The sequence below is a fragment of the Microbacterium sp. 01T413_2 genome (assembly GCF_056398985.1).
In genome coordinates this window covers 31,687-57,830 of record NZ_JBFTQL010000027.1, presented here as the reverse complement: position 1 = coordinate 57,830, position 26,144 = coordinate 31,687, and the positions used below count along the sequence as shown (strand labels likewise).

25 protein-coding genes and 1 pseudogene are annotated in these 26,144 nt (G+C 70.5%); 16 read left to right on the top strand and 10 right to left on the bottom strand.

The genetic code is table 11. The features are described from left to right. Together AC1DMN_RS14150 and AC1DMN_RS14145 are read right to left on the bottom strand one after the other, a co-directional pair. Positions 1-342: pseudogene (locus AC1DMN_RS14150) on the bottom strand (peptidoglycan DD-metalloendopeptidase family protein); the annotation flags it as partial. 110 nt (positions 343-452) lie between these two features. After that, positions 453-623 (bottom strand): DUF5302 domain-containing protein, encoded by a 171-nt coding sequence (locus AC1DMN_RS14145; protein ID WP_440732130.1) that lies wholly within the window; start codon positions 621-623, stop codon positions 453-455. A gap of 170 nt (positions 624-793) precedes the next feature. Here AC1DMN_RS14145 and AC1DMN_RS14140 point away from each other — a divergent pair, with 170 nt between their 5' ends. The 4 genes from AC1DMN_RS14140 to AC1DMN_RS14125 all read left to right on the top strand — a co-directional run bounded on the left by AC1DMN_RS14140 (position 794) and on the right by AC1DMN_RS14125 (position 7,067). Next, positions 794-2,734: a GDSL-type esterase/lipase family protein gene (locus tag AC1DMN_RS14140; protein WP_477384435.1), complete on the top strand. Its 1,941-nt coding sequence runs from the start codon at positions 794-796 to the stop codon at positions 2,732-2,734. A 116-nt stretch (positions 2,735-2,850) separates the two neighbouring features. After that, positions 2,851-5,127, top strand: coding sequence for a polyribonucleotide nucleotidyltransferase (locus AC1DMN_RS14135; RefSeq protein ID WP_440732128.1), 2,277 nt, complete (start codon positions 2,851-2,853; stop codon positions 5,125-5,127). A 200-nt stretch (positions 5,128-5,327) separates the two neighbouring features. After that, a complete protein-coding gene (locus tag AC1DMN_RS14130) occupies positions 5,328-6,380 on the top strand; it encodes an aldo/keto reductase (RefSeq protein ID WP_477230657.1) in 1,053 nt (350 codons plus the stop codon). 84 nt (positions 6,381-6,464) lie between these two features. Continuing rightward, entirely contained in the window at positions 6,465-7,067 is a 603-nt protein-coding gene (locus tag AC1DMN_RS14125; protein ID WP_440732126.1) for a histidine phosphatase family protein, read from the top strand. A gap of 55 nt (positions 7,068-7,122) precedes the next feature. Here the strand turns inward: AC1DMN_RS14125 and AC1DMN_RS14120 are convergent, their stop codons facing one another. Together AC1DMN_RS14120 and AC1DMN_RS14115 are read right to left on the bottom strand one after the other, a co-directional pair. Beyond that, positions 7,123-7,557, bottom strand: coding sequence for a pyrimidine dimer DNA glycosylase/endonuclease V (locus AC1DMN_RS14120; protein ID WP_440732125.1), 435 nt, complete (start codon positions 7,555-7,557; stop codon positions 7,123-7,125). Next, positions 7,554-8,030 (bottom strand): GNAT family N-acetyltransferase, encoded by a 477-nt coding sequence (locus AC1DMN_RS14115; RefSeq protein ID WP_441976038.1) that lies wholly within the window; start codon positions 8,028-8,030, stop codon positions 7,554-7,556. The genes AC1DMN_RS14120 and AC1DMN_RS14115 overlap by 4 nt, the downstream gene beginning before the upstream one ends. A 156-nt stretch (positions 8,031-8,186) precedes the next feature. On the opposite strand from AC1DMN_RS14115, the gene dapB reads away from it, so the two are divergent. Together dapB and AC1DMN_RS14105 are read left to right on the top strand one after the other, a co-directional pair. After that, the gene (gene dapB / locus AC1DMN_RS14110) at positions 8,187-8,933 is read left to right on the top strand and encodes a 4-hydroxy-tetrahydrodipicolinate reductase (protein WP_477230656.1); all 747 of its coding nucleotides are present in this window, start codon (positions 8,187-8,189) and stop codon (positions 8,931-8,933) included. After that, on the top strand, positions 8,930-12,100 hold the full coding sequence (locus AC1DMN_RS14105) for an ATP-binding protein (RefSeq protein WP_477230655.1): 3,171 nt from the start codon (positions 8,930-8,932) through the stop codon (positions 12,098-12,100). Before dapB ends, AC1DMN_RS14105 begins: the two co-directional genes overlap by 4 nt. A 54-nt stretch (positions 12,101-12,154) precedes the next feature. Here AC1DMN_RS14105 and AC1DMN_RS14100 read toward each other — a convergent pair whose 3' ends face one another. Continuing rightward, positions 12,155-12,985 (bottom strand): ABC transporter permease, encoded by an 831-nt coding sequence (locus AC1DMN_RS14100; protein WP_440732121.1) that lies wholly within the window; start codon positions 12,983-12,985, stop codon positions 12,155-12,157. Further along, the gene (locus tag AC1DMN_RS14095; RefSeq protein ID WP_441976042.1) at positions 12,982-13,986 is read right to left on the bottom strand and encodes an ATP-binding cassette domain-containing protein; all 1,005 of its coding nucleotides are present in this window, start codon (positions 13,984-13,986) and stop codon (positions 12,982-12,984) included. Before AC1DMN_RS14095 ends, AC1DMN_RS14100 begins: the two co-directional genes overlap by 4 nt. Positions 13,987-14,142: 156 nt before the next feature. Here AC1DMN_RS14095 and AC1DMN_RS14090 point away from each other — a divergent pair, with 156 nt between their 5' ends. Continuing rightward, on the top strand, positions 14,143-14,577 hold the full coding sequence (locus tag AC1DMN_RS14090) for a hypothetical protein (protein ID WP_440732119.1): 435 nt from the start codon (positions 14,143-14,145) through the stop codon (positions 14,575-14,577). 77 nt (positions 14,578-14,654) lie between these two features. Here AC1DMN_RS14090 and AC1DMN_RS14085 read toward each other — a convergent pair whose 3' ends face one another. The 3 genes from AC1DMN_RS14085 to AC1DMN_RS14075 form a co-directional block, all read right to left on the bottom strand. Beyond that, a complete protein-coding gene (locus AC1DMN_RS14085) occupies positions 14,655-15,080 on the bottom strand; it encodes an OsmC family peroxiredoxin (RefSeq protein ID WP_477230654.1) in 426 nt (141 codons plus the stop codon). A gap of 67 nt (positions 15,081-15,147) precedes the next feature. Continuing rightward, positions 15,148-15,615: a DUF4395 domain-containing protein gene (locus tag AC1DMN_RS14080; protein WP_477230653.1), complete on the bottom strand. Its 468-nt coding sequence runs from the start codon at positions 15,613-15,615 to the stop codon at positions 15,148-15,150. Then, the gene (locus AC1DMN_RS14075) at positions 15,612-16,049 is read right to left on the bottom strand and encodes a TlpA family protein disulfide reductase (protein ID WP_441976044.1); all 438 of its coding nucleotides are present in this window, start codon (positions 16,047-16,049) and stop codon (positions 15,612-15,614) included. The genes AC1DMN_RS14080 and AC1DMN_RS14075 overlap by 4 nt, the downstream gene beginning before the upstream one ends. A gap of 120 nt (positions 16,050-16,169) precedes the next feature. Between AC1DMN_RS14075 and AC1DMN_RS14070 the strand changes: the two genes are divergently transcribed. From AC1DMN_RS14070 to AC1DMN_RS14060, 3 genes are read left to right on the top strand one after another with little or no spacing between them, the layout of a single operon-like run. Continuing rightward, on the top strand, positions 16,170-16,979 hold the full coding sequence (locus AC1DMN_RS14070; RefSeq protein WP_440732115.1) for a thymidylate synthase: 810 nt from the start codon (positions 16,170-16,172) through the stop codon (positions 16,977-16,979). After that, positions 16,976-17,452, top strand: coding sequence for a dihydrofolate reductase (locus AC1DMN_RS14065; protein ID WP_440732114.1), 477 nt, complete (start codon positions 16,976-16,978; stop codon positions 17,450-17,452). Before AC1DMN_RS14070 ends, AC1DMN_RS14065 begins: the two co-directional genes overlap by 4 nt. Before the next feature lie 32 nt (positions 17,453-17,484). Next, a complete protein-coding gene (locus tag AC1DMN_RS14060) occupies positions 17,485-18,246 on the top strand; it encodes an SDR family NAD(P)-dependent oxidoreductase (protein WP_477230652.1) in 762 nt (253 codons plus the stop codon). 12 nt (positions 18,247-18,258) lie between these two features. Here AC1DMN_RS14060 and AC1DMN_RS14055 read toward each other — a convergent pair whose 3' ends face one another. Then, positions 18,259-18,798, bottom strand: a complete 540-nt coding sequence (locus AC1DMN_RS14055; RefSeq protein WP_441976047.1) for an NUDIX domain-containing protein — start codon at positions 18,796-18,798, stop codon at positions 18,259-18,261. Positions 18,799-18,837: 39 nt separating this feature from the next. Here AC1DMN_RS14055 and AC1DMN_RS14050 point away from each other — a divergent pair, with 39 nt between their 5' ends. The 6 genes from AC1DMN_RS14050 to AC1DMN_RS14025 all read left to right on the top strand — a co-directional run bounded on the left by AC1DMN_RS14050 (position 18,838) and on the right by AC1DMN_RS14025 (position 26,093). Beyond that, positions 18,838-19,260 carry an EF-Tu/IF-2/RF-3 family GTPase gene (locus AC1DMN_RS14050; RefSeq protein ID WP_440732111.1) on the top strand — a complete coding sequence of 141 codons (423 nt, stop codon included), beginning with the start codon at positions 18,838-18,840 and terminating at the stop codon, positions 19,258-19,260. 28 nt (positions 19,261-19,288) lie between these two features. Beyond that, positions 19,289-20,266: a 4-hydroxy-tetrahydrodipicolinate synthase gene (dapA, locus tag AC1DMN_RS14045; RefSeq protein WP_440732110.1), complete on the top strand. Its 978-nt coding sequence runs from the start codon at positions 19,289-19,291 to the stop codon at positions 20,264-20,266. 129 nt (positions 20,267-20,395) lie between these two features. Then, complete coding sequence (locus AC1DMN_RS14040) at positions 20,396-22,072, top strand: ribonuclease J (protein WP_441976048.1); 1,677 nt, start codon at positions 20,396-20,398, stop codon at positions 22,070-22,072. A 93-nt stretch (positions 22,073-22,165) separates the two neighbouring features. Further along, positions 22,166-24,967, top strand: a complete 2,802-nt coding sequence (locus AC1DMN_RS14035) for a DNA translocase FtsK (protein WP_477230651.1) — start codon at positions 22,166-22,168, stop codon at positions 24,965-24,967. After that, complete coding sequence (pgsA, locus tag AC1DMN_RS14030) at positions 24,967-25,554, top strand: CDP-diacylglycerol--glycerol-3-phosphate 3-phosphatidyltransferase (RefSeq protein ID WP_441976050.1); 588 nt, start codon at positions 24,967-24,969, stop codon at positions 25,552-25,554. Before AC1DMN_RS14035 ends, pgsA begins: the two co-directional genes overlap by 1 nt. Then, positions 25,554-26,093 (top strand): CinA family protein, encoded by a 540-nt coding sequence (locus AC1DMN_RS14025; RefSeq protein WP_477230650.1) that lies wholly within the window; start codon positions 25,554-25,556, stop codon positions 26,091-26,093. The genes pgsA and AC1DMN_RS14025 overlap by 1 nt, the downstream gene beginning before the upstream one ends. Positions 26,094-26,144: the final 51 nt, after the last annotated feature.

Genomic DNA, 26,144 nt, shown 5'->3' with positions numbered 1-26,144 from the left:
CTGCACGCCCAGCTCGTCCGCCCGGTGCGCGGCAGCGTCCGCGTCGGCACGAGCCGCGTCCGCCGCCTGGGCCGCCTTCATCGCCGCCGTCGAGGCGTCGGCGGCCTTCTGCTGAGCGGTCGCGAGGGCGTCGTTGATGCGGGTGATCTGATCTTGCGTGGCCTGTTCGTTTCCCTGGGCGTTCTGCACGTCCTGCCACGAGGGGTAGTCGTCGGCATATGCCGGTGCGGCCACCGCGAGCGGCACCGTCAGCAGCACGCCGGCCACGAGCGCCAGGAGCGGGCGCGAGGCGCGTGCTCTGCGCCCGGGCGCAGGTGCGGCGGAGCCGGAGGGAAGGATCACCCTTCGACGCTAACCCCGCTCGCTGTGGATTCCCACCCCTGCCGGTGGATGCGCGGACGACGAAGGGCGCCGACGATCCCTCGTCCGCGCCCTTCGCGGTGGATACAGGATCAGCCGCTCTTGCGGCGGAACTCGCGCCTGGTCTGCGCCCCGTGCGCGGCGTGCACGGCGGAGTCGCCGTTCAGGTGCGCCTCGCCCTGATGCTGCTGGGCGTTCTTCTTTTCGAGCGCCTCCTTGAATTTGCGCTTCATGTCCGCGGCGGCGGTGTCGTCGGTACTCATGGCGCCAGCCTAGCGCCGGGGGCGTCCCGTAGTCCTGGAAGAACGAAGCGGGACGGGCAGGGGGCGCCCCGGCAGACACGCGGTGACCGATCGCGGTGCATCCGGTGAACACTCCGTGATCGCACCGGTTTCCGGCGCTGCGGGGCGGAAACGGGCGGGATCCTGATCGCGTGAGAGCAGCGATCGTGACCGAGTCCTTCCTCCCGCACATGAACGGCGTGACCGGATCCGTTCTGCAGATCCTCCGCCACCTCGAGCGCCACGGGCACGAGGCCCGGGTGTACGCCCCCGCTGCGGAGGGCATGCCGCGCATGATCGGGCACGCCAGGGTCGAGCCCATCCCGTCCGTGGCGCTGCCGGGCTACCGCACCGTGCGCGTCGGCACCTCCAGCGCGCATCGGCTGTCCGTGTCGCTGGCGCGCTTCGCGCCCGACGTGGTGCACCTCGCCTCGCCGTTCGCCCTCGGCTGGCGCGGGGCGCTCGCCGCGAAGCGGATCGGGGTGCCCGCGGTCGCGGCGTACCAGACCGATGTCGCCGCGTACGCCGCGCGTTACGGGGTCTCGCTCACGACGGCGCTCGCCGAGGCCCACATCGCGAGGTTGCACCGGCGCGCCACCCTCACCCTCGCCCCGTCGTCCGAATCGGAGGATCAGCTCGCCCGGCTCGGAGTCGATCGGGTGCGTCGCTGGGGCCGCGGCGTGGATGCGGAGCGCTTCCGCCCGGAGCGGCGAGACGGGGCATGGGAGCACCGTGCCGGCGTTGAGGCCGTGGTCGGCTACGTGGGCAGGCTGGCGCCGGAGAAACAGGTCGAGGACCTGCAGGTCCTCGCGGATCTGCCGGGAATCCGGCTCGTGATCGTCGGAGACGGACCCTCCCGAGCGCGGCTCGAGACGCTGCTCCCGCACGCGGTGTTCCTCGGCCACCTCAGCGGCCCGGAGCTCGCTCAGGCGATGGCGTCGTTCGACGTCTTCGTGCACCCGGGCGAGAGCGAGACGTTCGGGCAGACCCTTCAGGAGGCGCACGCGAGCGGGATCCCCGTGGTCGCGACCGGTCGGGGCGGCCCGCTGGACCTGGTGCGCCAGGGCATCGACGGCTGGCTGTACCGCCCGGGCGACCTGCAGGATCTGCGCGATCGGGTGCGGGATCTCGCCGGCGACGCGCGCAAGCGGCAGGCGTTCGGCCGGGCCGGCCGAGATGCGGTGGAGGGCCGCAGCTGGAGCGCGGTGTGCGATCAGCTCCTCGGCCACTTCGTCGAGGCGCAGGAGCTGCACCGTGCGGACGCGGGCCTGCGGGCGCCCCGGGCTGTGCGGCCGGAGCCCACGCCAGCGGGGGAGCGCAAGCACTGGCGCCGCTATGTCGCGCTCGGCGACTCGCTCACCGAGGGCCTGTGCGACCCCGGCCCCGACGGTGCGCTGCGCGGGTGGGCGGACCGCCTCGCCCTGCTGCTGGCCGCCCGTGAGCCGTTGGACTACGCGAACCTCGCCATCCGCTCCAAGCGGGTCGAGGACGTATGCGGAACCCAGCTGCATCGTGCCCTGCAGCTGCGCCCCGACCTCGTGTCGATCCTGGTGGGGGCGAACGACCTCGTGAAGCAGCGGGTCGCGATACCGCTCCTCGCCGCACGCCTCGAGGACACGGTGCGACAGCTGCGCGAGACCGGCGCCGATGTGCTCCTGGTCACGGCGTTCCTGCCCGGAAACCCGGCGGCACGCATCTATGCCCGCCGGTTCTCCGCCTGGGCCACGGCACTGGCCGGCATCGCCCGCCGTCAGGGCGCGATCCTGCTCGACACGGATCTGCACCCGCAGCTGGCCGAGCGGCCGAACTGGGGGGAGGATCTCGTGCACCTCTCCAGTCGCGGGCACCGTTTCCTCGCGTATCGCGCGGGCGTCGCGCTCGGCGTGGCGCTGGCCGACGAGCTCGGCGCGCTCGATGAGGCGCTGCACGCGACCGAGCGCACCGGTGCCGGAGTGTGGTGGCGCCGGCACGCGCTGCCGTGGGTCTGGCGCCGGCTGCACGGGCGCGCCGCGGGTGACGGACGCAGCGCCAAGCACCACGACTACGTCCGCCTCGGTCGGGAGCGCGGGGTGCGCGAGCCCAGCGAGGTCTGACGGCGCGGTCTCAGGCGCGCCGCGCTGATAGGATCGAACAGGATGCCTCTGTGCGCATCCGTCCATGCTCGCGCTCCACACGGGAGAGCGAGCCTAAACAAAGAAGGAGAGACCTCTTGGAAGGTCCTGAAATCACCGCTACTGAGGCCGTTCTCGACAACGGCCGCTTCGGCACCCGCACCGTCCGCTTCGAGACGGGCCGTCTCGCGCAGCAGGCGCAGGGCGCGGTCGCCGCTTACCTGGACGAGGAGACGATGCTCCTCTCCGCCACGAGCGCGGGCAAGTCGCCGCGTGAGGGCTTCGACTTCTTCCCGCTGACCGTCGACGTGGAGGAGCGCTCGTACGCTGCCGGCAAGATCCCCGGCTCGTTCTTCCGCCGCGAGGGCCGTCCCTCCACCGAGGCGATCCTCGTCTGCCGTCTGATCGACCGTCCGCTGCGTCCGTCGTTCGTCGACGGCCTGCGCAACGAGGTTCAGATCGTCATCACGGTGCTCTCGATCGCGCCCGGCGAGTACTACGACGCGCTCGCGATCAACGCCGCGTCCGCGTCGACCCAGATCTCGGGTCTGCCGTTCTCCGGCCCGGTCGCCGGTGTGCGCCTCGCGTTCATCCCCGGCCACGGTGAGCACGCCGACCAGTGGGTCGCGTTCCCGAACGCCGAGCAGGTCGAGCAGGCCGTCTTCGATCTCGTCGTCGCCGGCCGCGTCGTCACCAAGGGTGACGGCACCGAAGACGTCGCGATCATGATGGTCGAGGCCGAGGCCACCGAGGGCAGCTGGAACCTGATCAAGGCCGGCGCCACCAAGCCCAGCGAGGACATCGTCGCGCAGGGCCTCGAAGCTGCCAAGCCGTTCCTGAAGCAGCTCGTCGAGGCACAGGCCCAGCTTGCCGCCACGGCGTCGAAGGAGCCGGGTGTGTACCCGGTCTTCCTGCCGTACAGCGAGGGCACGTACGACTTCGTGGCCGAGCGCGCCTACGCCGAGCTCGTCGACGTCTACCAGATCGCCGACAAGCAGGAGCGCCAGAACGCCGACGACGCGATCAAGGACCGTGTCAAGGGCGAGCTCGTCGCCGCCGTCGAGGCGGGCGAGCAGCCCGAGGTCGCGCTCAGCGAGTTCTCCGCCGCCTACAAGTCGGTCACGAAGAAGATCGTGCGCGGCCGCATCCTCACCGAGGGCGTGCGCATCGACGGTCGCGGTCTGGCGGACATCCGTCCGCTCGACGCCGAGGTGCAGGTCATCCCGCGCGTGCACGGCTCCGCGATCTTCCAGCGCGGCGAGACCCAGATCCTGGGCGTCACCACGCTGAACATGCTCAAGATGGAGCAGCAGATCGACTCGCTGTCCCCGACGACGAGCAAGCGCTACATGCACCACTACAACTTCCCGCCCTACTCGACCGGTGAGACCGGCCGCGTGGGTTCGCCGAAGCGTCGCGAGATCGGGCACGGCTTCCTCGCCGAGCGCGCGCTCGTGCCGGTGCTGCCGACCCGCGAGGAGTTCCCGTACGCGATCCGTCAGGTGTCCGAGGCGCTCAGCTCCAACGGATCCACCTCGATGGGCTCCGTCTGCGCCTCCACGCTGTCGCTGCTGAACGCGGGTGTGCCGCTGCGCGCGCCGGTCGCCGGCATCGCGATGGGCCTCGTGTCCGACCAGGTCGACGGTGAGACCCGCTACGCGGCGCTCACCGACATCCTCGGCGCCGAGGACGCGCTGGGCGACATGGACTTCAAGGTCGCCGGAACGAGCGAGTTCGTCACGGCGATCCAGCTGGACACGAAGCTCGACGGCATCCCCTCCGAGGTGCTCGCCGGCGCGCTGACCCAGGCCAAGGAGGCGCGCCTCACGATCCTCAACGTGCTGAACGCCGCGATCGACAGCCCCGACGAGATGGCGCCGACCGCGCCGCGCGTGATCAGCGTGCAGATCCCGGTCGACAAGATCGGCGAGCTGATCGGCCCGAAGGGCAAGACGATCAACGCGATCCAGGACGAGACCGGCGCGCAGATCTCCATCGAGGAGGACGGCACCGTCTACATCGGCGCGACCGACGGCCCCTCGGCCGAGGCGGCCCGTGCGCAGGTCAACGCGATCGCCAACCCCACCAACCCTGAGGTCGGAGAGCAGTTCCTGGGCACGGTCGTGAAGATCGCGACCTTCGGCGCGTTCGTCTCCCTGCTCCCGGGCAAGGACGGCCTGCTGCACGTCACCGAGGTGCGCAAGCTCGCCGGTGGCAAGCGCGTGGAGAACGTCGACGACGTGCTCTCCGTCGGCCAGAAGATCCTCGTGAAGATCACGAAGATCGACGACCGCGGCAAGCTCTCGCTCGAGCCCGTGATCGACGAGGCTCCGGCAGAGGCGGCCGAGCCCGCTGCTGAGGTCGCCGAGGTCTGATCCTCCGCCGGAAGGCCCGTCGTGTCCGCCGAAAGGAGGACACGACGGGCCTTCCGTGGTTTTCGTGACCGAACCGTTACGCATTGTTCTCCTCCTGGCCGTCTCAATGAACGGAAGCGTCCGAGGCCTCCTTTACTCTCTAAGGGACGCACCGGGGGGTGCGTCTCAGAAATCAACGCAGCAGACACGGGGGTGATCGCATGCGTCTCTTCAGCGTCGGATCCGGAAACGGGTCCGCACTCGGCAGCGCCGCACCTGCGGTCACCAGCGCGCCCGCGGTCGTCACGCCGCACCCGTCCGCGCCGATCCCGGTGGTCGGACCCGGCATCGGAACCTCCCTGCGCGTTCCCCTCGCGGAGACCGGCATCCGTTCCTTCCCGCTCATCCTCGGCGGCGCCGAGTTCGGCTGGAACACCGATGCCGACACCGCGCTGCACATCCTCGATCGCTACGCCGAGTTCGGCGGCAACGCCGTGCACACGGCCGACAGCTTCGCCGCAGGACGCAGCGAGCACATCATCGGCCGGTGGCTCGCCACGCGGAGCAACCGCGACGACATCGTCCTGAGCGTGCGCGTCGGCGGTCACCCCGACAACCCGGGCATCGGACCGGTGAACCTGGTGCGCGCTGTGGAAGCGTCGCTGACCCGCCTCGGAGTCGAGCGCATCGATGTGCTCTACCTCGACGGCACGATCGACGACGGCAGCGCCCTCGAAGACACGCTGGCCACGGCCGAATGGCTCGTCGAGGCCGGCAAGGTGCGGGCGCTCGGCGCCTTCGGCTTCACCGCCGAGCGTCTCGTCGAAGCACGGATCCTGTCCTCCGCGGGCTATCCGCGCATCGAAGTGCTGGACGTGCCGTACAACCTGATGCGCCGGGCGGGGTTCGAAGGCGATCTCCGCCTCGTCGCCGCGGCGCAAGGGTTGGCCGTCACACCGTCGCACGCCCTCGAGCACGGGTTCCTCTCCGGTCGGCACCGCACCAAGCAGTCGCTGCAGGGGGTGCGCGGCATGCAGCTGCGCGGCAACATCAACCGTCGCGGCATCAAGGTGCTGCGGGCGCTCGACATCGCCGCCTCGGAGCTGCAGGTTCCGGTCGCCGCCGTTGCGATCGCCTGGCTGCTCGCCCAGCGCACGATCACGGCGCCCATCGTGAATGCCTTCGCCACCGAGCAGGTCGACGAGCTGATGCAGGGCGCGGGCGTGGCCCTCGGCCGTGCGCAGCTGGCCGAGCTCACCCGCGCGGCGAGCTGACCCGGCCTGGTGGGTGGCCGTGTCCGATCTGTGACATAGGCTGGAAGCACCCCGGCCACGGAGCCGGCGACGAGGCGAGCGGTTGTGACGCATTACATCTATCTGGTCCGGCACGGCGAGCATCAGGACGCCGAGCACGGTCTGGCCGACGGACCCCTCTCACCGCGCGGACGTCGTCAGGCCGAGCACATCGCCGACCGCCTGTCCGGCCTCCCGCTGGACGCGATCTGGCATTCTCCGCTGCTGCGCGCCGCCGAGACGGCCCGTGCGATCTCGGAGCGGATCCCCTCGGTCGAAGCGGAGCCGTCGGCGCTGCTGTTCGACTGCGTGCCCACCGGCATGACGGAGGAGACTCCGGCCGTCTTCGAGCCTTTCTTCGGATCCATCACCGACGCGGAGATCGAAGCCGGTCGGGCGCAGATGGGCGACGCCGTGAACGAGTTCCTGGTGCGCAAGCCCGGAGACGTGCACGAGGTTCTCATCACGCACAACTTCGTCATCAGCTGGTTCGTGCGCGAAGTGCTGGAAGCCCCGGAGTGGCGCTGGATGACGCTGAACCAGGCCAACTGCGGCCTCACCGTCATCTCGCAGAAGCAGGGCCGCCCGTGGAGCCTGGTCGCGCACAACGACCTGAGCCACCTCCCCATGGAGCTGCGCACCGGTCTGCCGGATCCGCTCCTGGTCTGAAGGCTGCTCGGATCCGCCGTGCAGCGCCGGGACCGTGGTCGGAGCCGAAGGGCGTTCAGCCGACGCGCTCCCAGTCCGCGATCGGGCCCTCGACGACCGCGAACAGCGGATGCGGATCCGGCAGCGAGGTCGTGCGCCACCGCTCCCAGAGCTCCGGGGTGCGCCCCTCGAGCTTGCGGAGCAGATGCCCCCATTCGTACTCGAGCTGACCACGGGCGACCGGGATGCGCTCGACCGGACCGGTCTTGAGGATCTTCTCGCGCGCGAACCGATATCCGCGGGCGTCGGCTTCGTCGACGATCGCCGCGAGGTAGTCGCCGATCGCGGCGAGGGAATCCCTCGTCTCCCGGAAACGCTGGAGCTGCGGGTGGTGCGCATAGCCGCGGCGGGTCGGATCCGCGATCACCGCCTGGGCGAGCAGGCCTTCGCGCCAGCACGCCGTCAGCGCCTGCCGATCGTAGTGGCGCGGGTGCACCGACCACAGCCTCATGCCTGCTCCAGATCCTTGCGGTACCACCGGGTCGCGTTCGGATTGTCGTTGTAGCGCGGGATCTCGGCGAAGCCGCTGTTGCGGTACAGGTGCCCCGCCGCCTCGAGCGTGTGGTGCGTGTCGAGCACGAGCGCGCGGGCGCCGAATCCGCGGGCGCGGTGCTCCAACTCGTCCAGCAGCAGCCGGCCCCAGCCGCGGCCCCGGGTCTCCGGGCGCAGGAACACGTGCTTGATCTCGAACACGTCGGTCTCGCCCTCGGGCATCGAGACGCGGCGGATTCCGCCGCAGCCGACGATCGCGTCTTCGTCTTCGAGCAGGAGGAAGACGCCGTCCGGGGCCTGGAACGCCGCCGCCGTCGGAAATGCGGGGGAGTAGGTGCCGCCGGGGAACTCCGCCGCGCGCAGGGTGAAGTAGTCGACGAGCACGGCGTGGGCGTCGTCGTCCTCGGGGGAGGCGATGCGGAACGTGGGCATGATCCGACGGTAATCGATGCCGCAGGTCGGGCGCCCCGGACGCGTCGAGGGGCTCGGAGACCTGCCGCCTCCGAAACCATGACGACCCCGAGGATCCGCGTCGGACGCGTGACGACCGGCGGGATCCGCGTCGGAAGCGCTGAATAGACTGTGGACATGACGACGCGCGTGGCCCTGGTGGGCGCCTCCGGCAAGCTCGGCACCATCATCGGCGATGTGATCTCGCACCTCGACGGGTTCGAACTCGGCGCGGTGCTCGGGTCGAACAGCGCCATGGACGAGCTCGACGGCGCGGACCTCGTGGTCGACGCGACCACCCCGGCCTCCAGCGTCGAGATCGTGCGCGCCGCGACGGATCGGGGCATCAACCTCCTCGTCGCGACGTCCGGATGGTCCGCAGATCGCATCGCCCAGGTCCGTCCGGCCATCGATGACGCCCGCACCGGGGCGCTGTTCGTGCCCAACTTCTCGATGGGATCCGTGCTCGGCACGGCCCTGGCCGCTCTCGCCGCGCCGTTCTTCGGATCCGTGGAGATCATCGAAGCGCACCAGCACACCAAGATCGACTCGCCCAGCGGCACGGCCGTGCGCACCGCCGAGCTCATCGCGGCCGCACGGGCCGAGCAGGGCCCTGTGGACGCGCCGCACGTCGACCAGCGCGCCCGCGGGCAGCAGGTGGCGAGCGTGCCCGTGCACTCGCTGCGACGCCCGGGTGTGATCGCGAAGCAGGAGGTCATCCTCTCCGGCCCCGGCGAGTCGCTGTCGATCGTGCACGACACCGTGCAGTCCGCCGCGGCGTACGCGCCGGGGATCCGCCTCGCCCTGCCCTATGCGCGCGACCTGCGCGGTGTGGTCGTCGGCCTGGAGAACGTGATCGATCTGGGGATCCGGCCGCGGGCATGACCGCGCGCATCGGCGTGCTCGGCCCGGTGCGGATCGCGGATCGCGACGCCGGCGGAACGCCCATGCGCGCGCTGCTGGCGGCGCTCGTGCTCGCCGGCACCGGCACCACCCGCTCCGTGCCTGCGCTGGCGGCCGAGGTCTGGGGCGACGACCAGCCGCAGAATCCGAAGGCGGCGCTGCAGACCCTCGTCTCACGGGCCAGGGCGCTGGCCGGCTCCGACGCCATCGCGAGTGCGCCGGGAGGCTATGCGCTCGGCACCGACGACACCGACCTGCACACCGCACGCCGGTTGCGTGCCGAGGCGGAGACGCTCGGCGACGGCGATCCCGACCGCATCCGGCTGCTGGGAGAGGCGATCGGACTGTGGCGCGGCAAACCGGGCGTCGACCTGGGCGACGCGCCGATCGCGGAAGATCTCGCGGCCGAGTCCGCCGAGCTGCGCGATGCGCTGCAGCGCGACCTGGCGGCGTCCCTCGTGAGCGCGGGGCGCTCCCATGAGGCGGTTGCGATCCTGTCGGAGCTCGCGGCCGCACGTCCGTTCGACGAGACGGCTCAGGCGGAGCTGATGTCGGCGCTCGCGGCCGACGATCGTGTGGCGGAGGCCCTTGCGGTGTTCGCCCGGCTGCGCGCCGCACTGGCCGAGCACCTGGGTGCATCGCCGGGACCCGCCGTCACCGAGCTCAACGCGCAGCTGCTGCGTGACCAGGACAGTGGGCCACGCGTGCGTATCGGCGTACAGGCCGCGCCCAACGAGCTCATCGGCCGCGAGGACGCGATGCGCCAGGCGGGCGCGCTGCTCGCCATCGCCCGCGCCGTGACGATCGTCGGCCCTGGCGGGCTCGGCAAGACGCGGCTCGCGCACGCACTCGCCGCCGGATCGCGCGTCGACGTGGTCGCTGTGGTCCCGCTCGCCGGCGTCCGCGACGACGCCGGCGTTCCGATCGCGATCGCCGCGGCCCTCGGCATCAGCGAGGCGGCGCCGGGTGCTCGACTGTCCGAGACCCACGTGCGTCCCGACCTGCGGGCCAGGATCGTGGCCGTCCTGAACGAGCGGCCCGCCCTTCTCGTGCTGGACAACTGCGAGCAGGTCATCGACGGCGTCGCGGCATGGACGGCGGACCTGCTGCAGGCGGTGCCTGCGCTGCGAGTGCTGACCACGAGCCGCACCCCGCTGGCGATCGGTGCGGAGCGGATCCTCGTCCTGGATCCGCTCGGGATCGCGGCGGATCCGGACGCTCCGGCGGTGCGGCTGTTCGCCGAACGGGCCGAGGCGGTCCGACCGGGCGTCATGCTCGATGCCGACGCCGTGGCGCGGCTGTGCGCGCATCTGGACGGATTGCCGCTCGCGATCGAGCTCGCAGCCGCACGAGTGCGCACCATGTCGCTCGCCGAGATCGAGGACCGCCTGGCGGACCGGTTCGCCCTGCTGACTTCGGGAGACCGCGCTGCTCCGGAGCGGCATCGCACCCTCGAGGCCGTGATCGGCTGGAGTTGGGATCTGCTCGATGCCGAGGCGCAGCGGGCGCTCGCGACGCTGTCGTTCCTGCCCGGCGGCTTCTCGGCGCACACCGCGACCGCGATCCTCGGCGCACCTGCCGACGACGTGCTGGACCGCCTCGCCGCGCAGTCGCTGCTGGTCGTGACCGAGAGCGGTGCACGGGTGCGCTTCCGGATGCTGGAGACCGTGCGCGAGTTCGGGCTCGCCCGGCTCGCCGATGCCGGCGAGGAGGACGCCGCGTGGACCGCGGTGACACGGTGGGCGGCGGCGTTCGTGGGTGAACGGCTCACCTCCGGTGCGATCTTCCCCAGCGGCGTCACGGCCGAAGCGCACGGCGACATCGGCCAGGAGCATGACAATCTCGTGTTCGTGCTGCACCGGCTGTTCGGCGAGGATCGGGAACAGGAGGCGCTGCGACTGTTCGCCCTCATCGGACCCAGCTGGTTCATGCGCGGGGCGTTCAGCGAGGTCTTCGCGTTCCGGGTCGTGGTGATCGAGGCCGCGCAACGGCTGTGGAGCGCAGGACGGAACGACGAGGAGCTCGATTGCGACATCGTCGTGATCGCGCTCGTCATGGCCACGCTCGGCAGCCTGGCGATGGATGACCGGCGGGCCCTGCGCGCGCTCGCGCTGCTGCGCCTCTGGGAGCGCAGAGCGGGTGGTGCGATCAGCGCGGCGTGGCGAGCGCTCGTCGTCGTGATGACCGCGTCGCGGGATCAGCAGCACGTCGAGGAGCAGCTGAAGGCGATGCGGTCATCCGACGATCGCCGCACCCGGCTGATGGCCGAGATGCTGTTGGCGCACTTCTCGGAGAACCAGGGCGATCCCGACGAGGCGCTGATCGCGGCGCAGGCGGCGTGTAGTCTCGCGAACGACAGCGGTGAGCGCTGGGCGGCGGCCACCGCCGCGGATGCAGCCGCGCAACTGGCGAGTCAGTCCGCACGCCCGGCGGAGGCGCTGATGTGGCTCGACCGCGCGGCGGCGATCTTCGCGGAGTTCGATGCGGTCGACGCGCTGCGGCAGCAGAAGTGGGTGCGCGGCGCGGCGTTGCTGGCACTCGGCCGGATCGAGGAATCGGATGCGCTGTTCCGCAGTCTCGTGGCCAGCCGCGAGCTCAGCCAGGACGGGCTCGAGCTGGCGTCCATCGGCTGGTACGGGCTCGGTGCGGTCCACCTGCAGGCGGGCGAGCAGAGCGAGGCCTTCGACGCCTTCGCACGGGGGCTCGCGCACTTCTCCTCGCCCTCGCAGCGGCGCTCGCCGTGGTTTCTCATGGCGATCGCGGGCTACGTCAGCGCGCGTTCCCGGGTGCCGGGCGCCGACCCCGCCGACCTCGCGCGATGGGTCCGCCGGATGCGCGGCCGGATGATCGCCGGCTGGCGGATGCGTCCGGAGCTCACCGACAGCCCCGTGCTCGGCACCGTGCTGGTCGGATGGGCGGCGTGGGCGCTGCAGGATCCGGCGTTGCGCGATCGCGCGGTCGAGGCGCTGGGCGTCGCCGAGGCGCTCGGCGCGCGGCAGGATCTGCCGACCCTGCGCCTGGACGGGCATTTCGCCGAGGCGACGCGGATCTGCGGGCCGGCCACCGTCGTGGCCGCGCGCCATGCGGCCACGGAGCTGTCGCTCTCCGGCCGCGTCGATCGGGCGTTCGCCCTGCTGCGCGGGCGCTGAGCACGACGACGGGACGTCCTCTTCGGAGGACGCCCCGTCGTGCCGGACCCGGGATCAGGCCTTGCGCATGTACGCCTTGACGGTGAGCGGGGCGAACACGGCCACGATCACGGCGGCGCCGAGCAGCGACATCCACAGATCGACGCCCACCGTGCCGCTGTCGGCGAGGTTGCGCACCGCGGTGACCAGGTGGGAGACCGGGTTGATGTTCACGAACCACTGCAGCCAGCCCGGCATGGTGTCCACCGGCACGAACGCGTTGGAGAGGAACGTGAGCGGGAACAGGATGATCATCGAGATCCCCTGGACGCTCGACGCGGTGCGGGCGATGACGCCGGCGAAGGCGAAGATCCAACTGATCGCCCAGGCGCACACGATCACGAGCACGGCCGCCGCGATCACGGCGCCGACCCCGCCGGCAGGACGGTAGCCCATCAGGAAGCCCATCACGAACGTCAGGACCGTGGCGATGCCGTAGCGGACCGTGTCCGCCAGCAGCGCTCCGGAGAGGGGCGCGATGCGCGCGATGGGCAGGGAGCGGAACCGGTCGAACACGCCCTTGTCCATGTCCTCGCGCAATTGGACTCCCGTCACGACCGACGTGGTGATCACGGTCTGCACGAGGATCCCGGGGATGATCACCGGGAGGTAGTTCGAGACGTTGCCGGAGATCGCGCCGCCGAAGATGTACGTGAACATCAGGGTGAACAGGATCGGCTGCACGGTCACGTCGAACAGCTGCTCCGGCGTCCGCCGGATCTTGATCAGACCGCGGGCGGCCATGGTGAGGGTGTTGCGCAGGGTCAGGGACAGGCTCGCGCGCGGGCTCAGCCGGCGCTCGGCTGCGGGGACGATACGGCCGGCGGTGGGGGCGAGGGTGGTCATGCGCGGACCTCCTGGAACGGTGCGGAGACGGGATCGGCGGCAGGCGCCTCGTCGGCCGTGTGGCCGGTGATCGTGAGGAACACCTCGTCGAGCGTGGGCTTCTGGACGCTCATCTCGGTGAGGCCGATGCCGGCCTCGCGGAACGTGATGAGCAGATCGGCGATGCGGTCGGGATCCGCCATCGGGGCGGTGATCCGGGACGCTTCAGGGGAGAGGACGCCGCGGACGCCGAGGGTCTGCTCGATCGCGCGCAGGGCGTCGTCGGTGTCGGCAGCATCCCGGACGCGCAGCTGCAGCGACGAGGTGCCGACCGAGGCCTTGAGATCGTCGGGGGTGCCCTCGGCGACGACCTTCCCGCGGTCGATCACGGCGATCCGGTCGGCGAGCTGATCGGCCTCGTCGAGGTACTGGGTGGTGAGCAGCACCGTGGATCCGGTGCTGACGAGCTCGCGGATCGTGTCCCACATCTGTCCGCGCGTGCGGGGATCGAGACCGGTGGTGGGCTCATCGAGGAAGATCAGCGGCGGCTGCGCGAGGAGGGATGCGGCGAGGTCGAGTCGGCGTCGCATGCCGCCCGAGAAGTTCTTCAGCGGTCGCTTCGCCGCCTCGGTCAGACCGAAGCGCTCGAGCAGATCGGCGGACTTGGCCCTCGCGGCGGTGCGGCTCAGCCCGAGCAGCCGGGCGAAGATCATGAGATTCTCGGTGGCGGACAGCGTCTCGTCGACCGAGGCGAACTGCCCGGTCACACCGATGAGCTGTCGCACGATGTGCGGCTCGCGTACGACGTCGTGCCCGAACACGCGGCCGGTGCCGCCGTCCGGACGCAGCAGCGTCGCGAGCATGTTGATGGTGGTCGTCTTGCCGGCGCCGTTGGGGCCGAGGACACCGTAGACGGCGCCGGTGCGCACCTGCAGGTCGACGCCGTCGACCGCGCGGTTCGCTCCGAACACCTTCACGAGTCCGTCGGCCTCGAGGGCCCAGTCGGTGGTGGGATTCGTCATGCTCCGAGCATCGGCGGCAGCGCTTTCGGAGCGCTGTCGCGGCGCTGTCGTCGGCTTTCCGGCACGGTCCTGCGGCGCGCGCCGATGCGGACCGCGCGCGGGAGGGCGAGGGCCGCAGCCGTCGGCCGGGACGGCCCGTCGACTTAGGATGGAGGGATGGGATCCCGGATCGGCGTCGTGGTCATGGCCGCGCTTCTCGTGCTGTACATCGCGCTCGTCGGCTGGCGTGCGGTGGTGCTGCTGGGGTCCGGCCAGGCTCTCGGAATCACCATGGGCGTCGCTCTGCTCGTCATGCCGTTGATCGGGGCCTGGGCCCTGGTGCGCGAGCTGCAGTTCGGCCTTGCCGCCGATCGGCTCGGCCGCACGCTGGACGGCGAGGGCGGGATGCCCGAGGCGCCGGAGCACCTGCGCTCGAACGGACGACTCCTTCCCGACGACGCCGACCGCCTGCTCGCAGAGTACGGCTCGGCGGCTGCCGAGGAGCCGGGGGACTGGCGCGCACAATACCGGCTCGGCGTGGTGCACGATGCGGCGGGGCACCGCAAGGATGCCCGCGCCGCGATCCGCGCGGCGATCCGCCTGGCCAAGTAGCTCCGGCACGCCCGGGGCCCGATATGCGAACGGCCGCATCCCCCGGGGGACGCGGCCGCTCGGCGGGACGGCGAGCCTCAGGCCAGGGTCGCCTCGAGGGTGATCTCGATGCCGGAAAGCGCCGCGGAGACGGGGCAGCCGACCTTGGCCTCCTGCGCGAGGCGCTGGAAGGTCTCCGCGTCGAGGCCGGGCACCGAGGCGTTCACGTTGAGGTGGCTGCCGGTGATGCCGACGCCGGGCTTGAAGGTCACCGACGCGGTGGCGTTCACGCGCTCGGCGGGGGTGCCGTTGCCTGCCAGGGCGTGGGAGAGCGCCATGCTGAAGCAGGACGAGTGCGCGGCGGCGATGAGCTCCTCGGGAGTGGTCGTCGTGTCGGAGCCCTCCGAGCGCGCCTTCCAGTTGATGGGGAACGTGCCCAGGTGCGAGGAGGAGAAGGAGACGGATCCCTCACCCTCGATGAGACTTCCGGTCCACGTGGCTGCGGCTTCGCTGGTGACGGACATGGGGATCCTCCGATCGGGGTGGGTGAGGTGCCAGCCTATCGATCGGCCCGCAGCGGAACCTCCCTTTTCAGGGAAGTCTCGGCGTGCGGCCCAGGATCCCGGCGCGCTGCAGCAGCAGATAGAGCTGGCAGCCGAGGCACAGTCCGAACGCGGCGTTCAGGAAGGCGGCGACGAACGCCATCGCGGTGGCGATCGGCAGCGCCCACGGCACGCCGAGCAGGTGCAGGATCAGGCCGACCGTGACCACGAACAGGCCCACGCCCTGGGCGAATCGAGGCGGACGCGGATCCTCCAGCTCCGCCGGCGGTGCCAGGCGGGGACGCACCACGCTGCGGAAGAGCGCGCTCCACGGCTGCGTGCGCGGTGAGAGCACACCCCAGAGGAAGAGGAACGCGATCACGAGCGTGAGCAGGAACGCGGGCAGGTTGAACGGCGGGCTGGTGAGCCCGAGCAGTGTCGCGATGAGCAGCAGGGCGGACGTGATCCACGCGGCGAAGCGCGGACCGCGCGGGTCGATGCCGGCGGGAGCGGTCATGCGGAGGCCTCCTGGAGGTCGTCGGCGCCGTCGAGCGCCGAGAGCACGGCGGCCCGAGTGGGCACGCCGGTGAAGCGGGATCGGATCCGGCCCTCCGGATCGACGATGAAGGTCGTCGGGGTGGACAGCACCTTGTAGCGCGTGGCGAGGTCGGAGCGGGAGGTGAGGTCCACCTCGGCGTGCACGACGCCCTCGCGTTCGGCGGCGACGGATCCGAGCATGCGCCGCACCTGCGGGCAGCGCGCGCAGAACTCGGTGCTGAACTGCACCAGTGTCGCGTGCGCGCCCAGGGGGCGCATGAGATCGGCGGGATCCACGTGCCGGTCGCCGCGCACGGTCACCGCGCGGCCGTCCCGCCCGCGCAGCAGAACGCCGGCGAGCACGGTCGCCGCGAGCAGAGCGGCGACCACGACGAGCGCGATCGGCAGGGACATGGTCCGAGGCTACGTCCGGGAAAGGCGCTGGGGTCGGATATGACGGTTCAAGTCAGCGCCCCGGCTCCCGGAGCCCGTCGGACGGCCCGGCTGTCCGCCGCCGCCGGTACGCTGAAAACCATGAGCGCCGCGATCCCCACGCCGTACGAAGACCTGCTCCGCGACGTGCTGGCCAGCGGCACGCACAAAGACGATCGCACCGGCACGGGCACGACGAGCGTGTTCGGCCGGCAGATCCGCTTCGACCTGTCGCAGGGCTTCCCGCTCATCACCACCAAGCGCGTGCACTTCAAGTCGATCGCGTACGAGCTGCTGTGGTTCCTCCGCGGCGACTCGAACGTGCGCTGGCTGCAGGAGAACGGCGTCACCATCTGGGACGAGTGGGCCGACGCCGACGGCGATCTCGGTCCGGTCTACGGCGTGCAGTGGCGCTCCTGGCCGACGCCGGACGGCGGGCACATCGACCAGCTGCAGCAGGTGATCGACCAGATCCGGAACTCCCCGGACTCCCGCCGCATCATCGTGTCGGCGTGGAACCCGGCCGACATCCCCGACATGGCGCTCGCGCCCTGCCATGCGCTGTTCCAGTTCTACGTGGCGGACGGGAAACTGTCCTGCCAGCTCTACCAGCGCAGCGCCGACCTGTTCCTCGGGGTGCCCTTCAACATCGCCTCGTACGCGCTGCTCACGCTCATGGTCGCGCAGCAGACCGGCCTCGAGCCGGGCGACTTCGTGTGGACCGGTGGAGACTGCCACATCTACGACAACCACGTCGCGCAGGTGCAGGAGCAGCTCACCCGCGAGCCGTATCCGTACCCGACCCTGCGGATCACGCGGAAGCCGGAGTCGATCTTCGACTACGCATACGAGGACTTCGTGGTCGAGGACTATCAGCACCACCCCGCTATCCGCGCGGCGGTCGCGGTATGACTCGAATCGGACTGATCTGGGCCGAGGCGCATGGCGGAGTGATCGGGGCCGGCGGCGCGATGCCGTGGCACGTTCCTGAGGACCTCGCGCACTTCAAGGAGATCACCCTGGGTGCGCCTGTCGTCATGGGGCGCCGCACCTGGGAGTCGTTGCCGGAGCGGTTCCGCCCGTTGCCCGGCCGCGAGAACATCGTGATCACCCGGCAGGCCGACTGGGCCGCCGACGGCGCCCGCCGCGCGGCGTCGATCGCCGACGCGCTCGCCGGACTCGAGGAGACCTGGGTGATCGGCGGTGGCGAGATCTTCCGCGAGGTGGTCGGCGAGGCCGATCGTCTGGAGGTGACCGAGCTCGATCTGGACGTGCCCGGAGACGCTTTCGCCCCTTCGCGCAAGGGCTTCCGCCTGGTCTCCGAGGGGGAGTGGCAGACCAGCAGGACCGGGATCCGCTTCCGCTTCCTCGGCTACCAGCGCTGACCGCATCGCCCGCTCCCGACAGGAGGATCCGCATGCCCACCGCCCTCATCACCGGCGCCAGCGCCGGAATCGGCGCGGAGTTCGCCCGCCAGCTCGCGGACCGCGGTGCGGACCTGGTGCTGGTCGCCCGTTCGGAGGACGCGCTGCAGGCGCTCGCCGCGGAGCTGGGTGCACGGCACGGCGTCACGGTCGAGGTGCTCGTCGCCGACCTTGCGGTGGAGCAGGACGTCGACCGCGTCGCGCGACGGATCGCGGATGCCGGACGCCCCATCGACGTGCTCGTGAACAACGCCGGGTTCGGGCTGCCGCTGCACTTCGCCGACAACGACGTCGCCGACGAGGTGCGCCATCTCCGGGTGCTGGTCGAGGCTCCGATGCGGCTCATGCATGCCGCGCTCGGGGTGATGCGCGGTCGCGGTGGGCGGATCATCAACGTCGCCTCGTCCGCGGGCTTCATCTCGCGGTCGACCTACTCCGCGTGCAAGGCGTGGATCATCGGGTTCAGCCGCTGGGCGAACGACGAATACGCCAGCGACGGCGTCACCGTGACCGCGCTCTGCCCCGGATTCGTGCACACCACTTTCCATGCCCGGATGGGCCTCGCCGCCGGCGAGGAGGGCGTGCCGTCATTCATGTGGCTGGACGCGCCTTATGTCGCGCGCCAGGGCCTTCGTGCCGCGGCCCGTGGCAGGTCGGTGGTGATCCCTTCGTTGCGTTACAAGGCGATGATCGCGGGCTCGAGGCTGGTCCCGCGCTCGCTCACCACGCGCATCGCCCGTCGCGGCCGGATGTGAGCTGGGGCAGGCTCAGGCGAACCGACCCAGCCGGATGCCGGCATAGGCGAGCGCGGCGACGGTCTCGCCGTCGGTGATCCGCCCGTCGGTGATCATCGCCAGCGCCTCGGCGAACGGCACCCACGCGACGTCGTCGATGCCTTCCTCTGCCTGCGTGTGCGCACTGTCGACGGCCTGGCGCAGGTCCCGGGCGAGGAACACATGCTCGGGCGCCACGGTCACGCCGTTGAGTGCGTTCATCGTGCCGATCGGCGTCCACTCCTGCGCCTCGAGCCCGGTCTCCTCGCGCAGCTCGCGTCGTGCGGCGACGAGCGGATCCTCCCCGTCCGTGCCTCCCGCCGGCACCTCGACCGAACGCCCTGTCGTGTACCGGTCGATCGTGACCAGGCACACCCGCTCCTCCTCGTCGAGAGCCACGACGAACACCGCCGGGTTCTTCAGGGCCACCACGCCGTAGATCCCGTCACCGGCGGGGCCGGAGACCTGATCCTCGCGCACCGAGATCCAGCGGTTGTCGTAGACGATGCGCGATTCCCGCGTGTGCCAGGCCATGAGCGCGAGCCTAACGGCCGTCCCCGTAGGCTCGAAGTCATGGGCTGGTTCGGGAAGAAGAAGGATCCGCTGGACGCGAACGACATGCTCCGGCAGTACAACGCTCAGGAGGCGGAGCGTCTGGCCGCCGCCGGGATCGCGCCGGGCACGGGCATCGCCTCGGCCGCGCAACGCTCCACGAGCGGCGTGGGCGCCGCGGAGTTCGTCGTCGAGGACGTCTTCACGATCACCGGACGCGGCCAGGTCGCCACGGGCAAGACCACGACGGGCACGATGCGCGTCGGCGACCGGGTGGCGGTGCGCCGGGGCGCGGCCGAGGTCGGCGTCAGTACGATCACGGGCATCGAGATGTTCCGCAAGAAGGCGACCGAGGCGCCGGAGGGGACCATGGCCGGCCTGCTGCTCAAGCCCGGCGTCGATCTGGCCAGGGGCGACGTCATCCGCGTCTCCGCGACAGCGTGAGCCTCGCCCGAACCATTACGCTGGACGCATGACGCATACGGGCAATCCCTTCGGACAGGTGCTCGTCGCCCTCATCACCCCGATGACGGCCGACGGCGAGGTCGATTGGGCCTCGACCGAGAAGCACATCGACCGCGTCATCAGCGACGGTGCCGACGGCATCGTCGTCACCGGCACGACCGGAGAGACCTCGACGCTCACCGACGCCGAGAAGCTGCGTCTCGTCGAGGTCGGCAAGGACGTATCCGGAGGCCGGGCCAAGATCATCACGGGTGGCGGATCCAACGAGACCGCGCACGCGATCGAGCTGTACAAGGCCAGCGAGAAGCTCGGCGCCGACGGCATCATGATCGTCACGCCGTACTACAACAAGCCCACGCAGGCGGGTATCCTCACGCATTTCCGCCTGGTCGCCGACGCCACCGACCTCCCGGTGATCCTCTACGACATCCCCGGCCGCACCGGCGTGCCGATCAAGTACGAGACGATCCTGCGCCTCGCCAAGCACCCCAACATCCTCGCCGTGAAGGACGCCAAGGGCGACTTCTCCGAGGTCAGCCGCGTGCTCAACCAGACCGACCTCATGTACTTCTCCGGCGACGACTCGAACGTGCTCCCGCACCTCTCGATCGGTGCCACCGGCCTCATCGGCGTCACGGCGAACATCACCTCGGCGCCGTATCGGGCGATCGTCGACGCGGTGAACCGGGGCGACCTCGCCGCGGCTACTGCCGAGCACAAGCGCCTGGAGCCGCTCGTCCGGGCCGCCATGACGCACGTGCCCGGCACCGTGTCGGCGAAGTACATCCTGCACGGCCTCGGCCGCATCACGAGCCCCCGCGTCCGCCTGCCCCTGGTGGGGCCGGAGGAGTGGGAGGCCGCCCTCATCGAGGACGAGCTCGCTCTCGTCAAGGACATCCCGGGTGCGGACTTCTCCGACTTCCGCCCCGACCGCAATGCCGCCGCCGGCGGCGCCCTCCCCAAGGTGCACGGCACGACCCGATGAGGTCATGACCGATGGGCATCGGACCGGAGCGGGACGGATCCGCGCGAAAGGCGCGGGAGGATCCGCTCCGACCCGGCAGGGGAATCACGAACATCGGGCGCGCAGCGCGCCCCGCCTAGGAGGCATCACATGACCATTCCCCTCGCCGAGCCCGAAGCTCTCGCCCCCGGCACCCTCCGCGTCACGCCCCTGGGCGGGCTGGGGGAGATCGGCCGCAACATGACCGTCTTCGAGTACGACGGCAAGCTCCTCGTCGTCGACTGCGGCGTGCTGTTTCCCGAAGAGCACCAGCCCGGCGTCGACCTGATCCTGCCCGACTTCGAGCCCATCAAGGACCGCCTCGACGACATCGTCGGTGTGGTGCTCACGCACGGGCATGAGGACCACATCGGCGCCGTGCCGTATCTGCTGCGGCTCAAGGGCGACATCCCGCTGATCGGCTCCGGACTCACCCTGGCGCTCGTCGAGGCAAAGCTCAAGGAGCACCGGATCCGGCCCTTCACCCTCACGGTGAAGGAGGGCCAGCACGAGAAGGTCGGCCCGTTCGACCTCGAGTTCGTCGCGGTCAACCACTCCATCCCCGACGCCCTGGCGGTGGCGATCCGCACGCCCGCAGGCATGGTGCTCGCCACCGGCGACTTCAAGATGGACCAGTTGCCTCTGGACGGGCGCATCACCGACCTGCGTGCGTTCTCGCGCCTGGGCGAGGAGGGTGTGGACCTGTTCCTCGTCGACTCGACCAACGCCGACGTGCCCGGGTTCACGCCGACCGAGCGCTCCATCGGGCCGGTGCTCGACCAGGTGATCGGCAAGGCGCCGCGCCGCGTCATCGTCGCGAGCTTCTCCAGCCACGTGCACCGCGTGCAGCAGGTCATCGACGCCGCGCACGCGAACGGCCGCCGGGTCGCGTTCCTCGGGCGCTCGATGGTCCGCAACATGACCATCGCGGAGCAGTTGGGCTACCTCAAGGTGCCGGACGGCGTGCTCATCGACTACAAGAAGGCGCGCGACCTTCCCGACGATCAGATCGTCTACATGTCGACCGGATCCCAGGGCGAGCCGATGGCCGTGCTCAGCCGCATGGCGAACCTCGACCACGCGATCGAGCCGGGCCCCGGCGACACGGTGATCCTCGCCTCGAGCCTCATCCCCGGGAACGAGAACGCCGTCTATCGCGTGATCGACGGGCTGACCAAGCTCGGCGCGAACGTCGTGCACAAGGCCAATGCCCGCGTGCACGTCTCGGGCCACGCGGCGGCGGGCGAGCTGATCTACTGCTACAACATCCTCAAGCCGAAGAACGTGCTGCCCGTGCACGGCGAGTACCGGCACCTGATCGCGAACGCGAAGCTCGCGCAGGACACCGGCATCGACGCGGAGCGCACGATCGTCGGCTCCAACGGCACCGTGATCGACCTGAAGGACGGCGTCGCGCGCGTCGCGGGGCAGCTCGACATCGGTTTCGTGTACGTCGACGGCTCCACGGTGGGCGAGATCACCGACGCGGATCTGAAGGACCGGCGCATCCTCGGCGAGGAGGGCTTCGTGTCCGTCATCGTCGTGGTCGACTCCACCACCGGGCGCATCATCTCGGGGCCGGAGATCCACGCGCGCGGCGTGGCGGAGGACGACTCGGTGTTCGAGGATGTCGCGCCGAAGATCGTCGCCGCGCTCAAGGAGGCGGCCGGCAACGGCGTGCGCGACAGCCACGCGCTCTCGCAGATCGTGCGCCGCACGATCGGCCGCTGGGTCAACCAGAAGCTGCGTCGTCGCCCGATGATCGTGCCGCTCGTCATCGAGGCGTGACCGACCCGCATCCTGCGCCTGAATGAGGCCGCAATCCCGCGGAAAGCCGCGTCATTGCGGGCCGATGTCGGTCTGCGGCCGTAGCGTGGACGCATGCCCAGGAGTTCGAATGCGACCAAGAGCGCGGCGGAGAAGCCCTCGCCGCGCAGTCGCTCCACGTCCGGGGCGAAGCCGCGCAGTCAGCCCAAGGCCGCGCCCGCCCCGAGGAAGTATGTCGACGAGCCCGACAAGCCGCCCGTGATGGTGCGCGCCTGGACGGGCCTCGCGCACGGCGTCGGCGGGCTCTTCCGCGCCTTCGGCCTGGAGACGCTGGAGAAGGACCAGCGTCGCGACGGCTTCCCGTTCCTGCTCGTGCTGCTCGCGGTCGCCGGCGCCGTGAACGAGTGGTTCTTCATCGGCAACACGGTCGCGACCAATATCAGCGCCTACTCCGTGGGCGCCCTGATCGGCCGCGCCGCGTTCATCATGCCGGTGCTGCTGCTCCTCCTGGCCGGCTGGCTGTTCCGTCATCCCTCCTCCGTGCACGACAACGGACGGATCGGGATCGGCTTCGGGCTGTTCGTGATCACCCTGGCGGGGTTCTGCCATGTCGCCGGCGGCATGCCGCAGCCGAGACAGGGCATGGTCGCGCTCAGCGCCGCTGGAGGTCTGTTCGGCTGGCTGCTGGGCCAGCCGCTCAGCTACCTGACCTCGATCCCGGCGTACATCGTGCTGTCGCTGCTGGCGGCGCTCAGCGTGCTGATCCTCACGAAGACGCCGCCGAACCGCATCGGGCAGCGCCTGGGCGACCTGTACGCGTGGATGTTCGACGCCGAGCGCCCCTCGAAGAGCGCCCCCGCCGATGACGCTGCGGCGGTCGACGAGGCGGACAAGGTCGACGACCCGGACGTGCTGCCCTGGTGGCGGCGGAACAAGACGGGCCGCGAAGAGGACCCCGATGGCGGGCTCGGCTCGCAGGACCTCACCGAGCTGCTCACCGCGCAGGACGACACCCCCACCGTCGTGGCGACGCCTGCCTACGATCAGGCTGTCATCAAGGACGACGATCCCTACGACGCGGCCACCGAGGTGCTGACCGACGTGCGCGCCGTCGCGGACTCCCTGGCGGAGCAGCAGAGCACCGCATTGCTCGACGACGGCGACACCGGCGAGCTGGAACTGGCCGGATTCGATGGCTTCGGCACCGATGGTCCCGGCAAGGACGGCCCGCAGGCTCCGGTGGCCCCGTACATCCTGCCCTCGCCCGGCGCGCTCAAGGCGGGCCCGCCGCCGGTGCTGCGCTCCGAGGCCACGGATCGCGTCATCGAGCAGCTCACCAACGTGCTCAGCCAGTTCAACGTGGACGCGAAGGTCACCGGCTTCTCGCGCGGTCCGACAGTGACCCAGTACGAGATCGAGGTAGGACACGGCGTCAAGGTCGAGAAGATCCTGCAGCTGAGCAACAACTTCGCCTACGCGGTCGCGTCGAATGACGTGCGGATCCTCTCGCCCATCCCCGGCAAGAGTGCGATCGGCATCGAGATCCCGAACGCCGACAAGGAGATGGTGGCGCTCGGAGACGTGCTGCGGTCGCCGGCCGCGCAGAAGAGCACGCATCCGATGACGATCGGCGTCGGCAAGGACGTGGGCGGCAGCATCGTCGTCGCCAACCTCGCCAAGATGCCGCATCTGCTCGTGGCCGGATCCACCGGATCCGGAAAGTCGAGCTTCATCAACTCGATGATCACGAGCCTGCTCATGCGCGCCCGCCCGGCCGACGTGCGCATGGTCCTGATCGATCCGAAGCGTGTGGAGCTCACCAGCTACGCCGGCGTCCCGCACCTCATCACGCCCATCATCACGAACCCCAAGAAGGCCGCAGAGGCGCTGCAGTGGGTCGTGAAGGAGATGGACATGCGGTACGACGACCTCGCGTCGTTCGGCTTCCGCCACATCGATGACTTCAACCGTGCCGTGCGCGCGGGCGAGGTGGTGGTGCCCCCGGGCAGCGAGCGCGTGCTCAAGCCTTACCCGTACCTGCTGGTCGTGGTCGACGAGCTCGCGGATCTGATGATGGTCGCACCGCGTGATGTGGAGGACTCGATCGTCCGCATCACCCAGCTCGCCCGCGCGAGCGGCATTCACCTGGTGCTCGCGACCCAGCGTCCGAGCGTCGACGTCGTCACCGGCCTCATCAAGGCCAACGTGCCGTCGCGCCTCGCGTTCGCCGTGACCAGCGTCACCGACAGCCGCGTGATCCTGGACAGCCCCGGTGCCGACAAGCTGATCGGTCAGGGCGACGCGCTGTTCTCGCCGATGGGCTCCTCCAAGCCCTTCCGTCTGCAGGGCGCCTGGGTCGACGAGAGCGAGATCGACGCGGTCGTCAAGCACGTCACGAGCCAGGCCCGTCCGGAGTACCGGCCCGACGTGGCCGAGGCCGTCGAGGGCAAGAAGAAGGAGGTCGATGAGGACATCGGCGACGACCTCGAACTTCTCCTCGCCGCGGCCGAGCTCATCGTCTCCTCGCAGTTCGGCTCGACGTCGATGCTGCAGCGCAAGCTGCGCGTCGGCTTCGCCAAGGCGGGGCGGCTCATGGACCTGCTCGAATCCCGTGAGATCGTCGGCCCTTCCGAGGGGTCCAAAGCCCGTGACGTCCTGGTCACCACCGAGCAGCTGCCCGGGGTGCTGGCCAAGCTGCGCGGCGAGGATCCGCCCTCCGCGCACGCGGCTCCGACCGCCGCCGCGCCCATGCCTGCGGCTGGGGTGCCGCCGCGTCCCGCCGCTCCGGAGCCCGCGGTGTCCTACGGCTCCGATGACCGCTACGGCGAGGATCCGCTCGAGGCGCAGTACCGCGGGCTTCCTGAGGTCGAGGCGGAGACCGATGAGGACGCCTGGGGTCTGACGGGGCGCGACTGATGGCGATCCCGCGGCAGCTGCCGAACGCGATCACCGTCGCGCGCATCCCTCTCGCCGTCGTCTTCTTCGTGCTCCTGCTGCTCGGCGGGACGAATGGAATCACGCAGCCCGTGCTGAGGTGGGTCGCGGCGGGGCTGTTCATCCTGGCGATCTCGACCGACTGGGTGGACGGCTACCTCGCCCGCAGATACGACCTGGTCAGCGATTTCGGCAAGCTCTGGGATCCGATCGCCGACAAGCTGCTCACCGGAGCGGGCTTCATCGGACTCGCGATCCTCGGCGAGGTGTGGTGGTGGCTGGTGCTCGTCATCCTGGTGCGGGAGTGGGGCATCACCGTGCACCGCTTCATGATCGTCAAGGAGCACGTCGTCGCCGCCGCATGGATGGGCAAGATCAAGACGACGGTGCAGGCCGTCGCGCTGTCCTGGGCGCTGCTGCCGCTGCATGTCTGGATCGGACTGCCGGCGTGGTCGATCACGACCACCGTGCTGATGGTGATCGCGCTCATCCTGACGATCCTGAGCGGCATCGACTACGTTGTGGCGCAGGTGCGCGGATCCCGCACGGACCGGGGCTCGGTGTCCTGATGTCCGATGCGACGGGTCGCGCCGCGGCCGCCGTGCTCGATGCGCTGCGTGAGCGCGGGATGACGCTGGCCGTCGCCGAGTCGCTCACCGGCGGGGCTCTGTCCGCGGCGCTCGTGGCGACCCCGGGAGCATCGGACGCGCTCAACGGCGCGGTCGTCGCCTACGCCACGCCGATCAAGTCCTCCGTGCTGGGAGTGGATCCGCTCCTGCTCGCCGCACACGGTCCCGTGGATCCGGAGGTGGCTCAGCAGATGGCGGCAGGCGTCCGCACCGCATTGGCGGTGGATGGGCGCGCAGCGGACGTGGGCGTCTCGACGACCGGTGTCGCCGGGCCCACGCCGCAGGGCGGCAAGCCGGTCGGTACGGTGCACGTCGGGGTGAGTGTGGCGGAGCGCGCGACCAGCCGGGCGTTCAGCTTCGGGGGAGATCGATCCGCGATCCGCGCGGCCGCGGTGCAGGCGGCTCTGGAACTGCTCCTCGACGTGGTGATCGGGACGGGAATCGATGCCGCCGCGCCCGGTCGGGATGACCGGGAATAGAGTGCTTCTCGACGAAGTTGAGTCGAGTGTGCTCACATTCAACGCACAGAA

Coding starts and splice junctions, on each gene's coding strand:
- AC1DMN_RS14145 (WP_440732130.1), bottom strand. CDS start 623: ATGAGTACCGACGACACCGCCGCCGCGGACATGAAGCGCAAATTCAAG.
- AC1DMN_RS14130 (WP_477230657.1), top strand. CDS start 5,328: ATGCGTCTCTTCAGCGTCGGATCCGGAAACGGGTCCGCACTCGGCAGC.
- AC1DMN_RS14120 (WP_440732125.1), bottom strand. CDS start 7,557: ATGAGGCTGTGGTCGGTGCACCCGCGCCACTACGATCGGCAGGCGCTG.
- AC1DMN_RS14115 (WP_441976038.1), bottom strand. CDS start 8,030: ATGCCCACGTTCCGCATCGCCTCCCCCGAGGACGACGACGCCCACGCC.
- dapB (WP_477230656.1), top strand. CDS start 8,187: ATGACGACGCGCGTGGCCCTGGTGGGCGCCTCCGGCAAGCTCGGCACC.
- AC1DMN_RS14105 (WP_477230655.1), top strand. CDS start 8,930: ATGACCGCGCGCATCGGCGTGCTCGGCCCGGTGCGGATCGCGGATCGC.
- AC1DMN_RS14100 (WP_440732121.1), bottom strand. CDS start 12,985: ATGACCACCCTCGCCCCCACCGCCGGCCGTATCGTCCCCGCAGCCGAG.
- AC1DMN_RS14095 (WP_441976042.1), bottom strand. CDS start 13,986: ATGACGAATCCCACCACCGACTGGGCCCTCGAGGCCGACGGACTCGTG.
- AC1DMN_RS14090 (WP_440732119.1), top strand. CDS start 14,143: ATGGGATCCCGGATCGGCGTCGTGGTCATGGCCGCGCTTCTCGTGCTG.
- AC1DMN_RS14085 (WP_477230654.1), bottom strand. CDS start 15,080: ATGTCCGTCACCAGCGAAGCCGCAGCCACGTGGACCGGAAGTCTCATC.
- AC1DMN_RS14080 (WP_477230653.1), bottom strand. CDS start 15,615: ATGACCGCTCCCGCCGGCATCGACCCGCGCGGTCCGCGCTTCGCCGCG.
- AC1DMN_RS14075 (WP_441976044.1), bottom strand. CDS start 16,049: ATGTCCCTGCCGATCGCGCTCGTCGTGGTCGCCGCTCTGCTCGCGGCG.
- AC1DMN_RS14070 (WP_440732115.1), top strand. CDS start 16,170: ATGAGCGCCGCGATCCCCACGCCGTACGAAGACCTGCTCCGCGACGTG.
- AC1DMN_RS14065 (WP_440732114.1), top strand. CDS start 16,976: ATGACTCGAATCGGACTGATCTGGGCCGAGGCGCATGGCGGAGTGATC.
- AC1DMN_RS14060 (WP_477230652.1), top strand. CDS start 17,485: ATGCCCACCGCCCTCATCACCGGCGCCAGCGCCGGAATCGGCGCGGAG.
- AC1DMN_RS14055 (WP_441976047.1), bottom strand. CDS start 18,798: ATGGCCTGGCACACGCGGGAATCGCGCATCGTCTACGACAACCGCTGG.
- AC1DMN_RS14050 (WP_440732111.1), top strand. CDS start 18,838: ATGGGCTGGTTCGGGAAGAAGAAGGATCCGCTGGACGCGAACGACATG.
- dapA (WP_440732110.1), top strand. CDS start 19,289: ATGACGCATACGGGCAATCCCTTCGGACAGGTGCTCGTCGCCCTCATC.
- AC1DMN_RS14040 (WP_441976048.1), top strand. CDS start 20,396: ATGACCATTCCCCTCGCCGAGCCCGAAGCTCTCGCCCCCGGCACCCTC.
- AC1DMN_RS14035 (WP_477230651.1), top strand. CDS start 22,166: ATGCCCAGGAGTTCGAATGCGACCAAGAGCGCGGCGGAGAAGCCCTCG.
- pgsA (WP_441976050.1), top strand. CDS start 24,967: ATGGCGATCCCGCGGCAGCTGCCGAACGCGATCACCGTCGCGCGCATC.
- AC1DMN_RS14025 (WP_477230650.1), top strand. CDS start 25,554: ATGTCCGATGCGACGGGTCGCGCCGCGGCCGCCGTGCTCGATGCGCTG.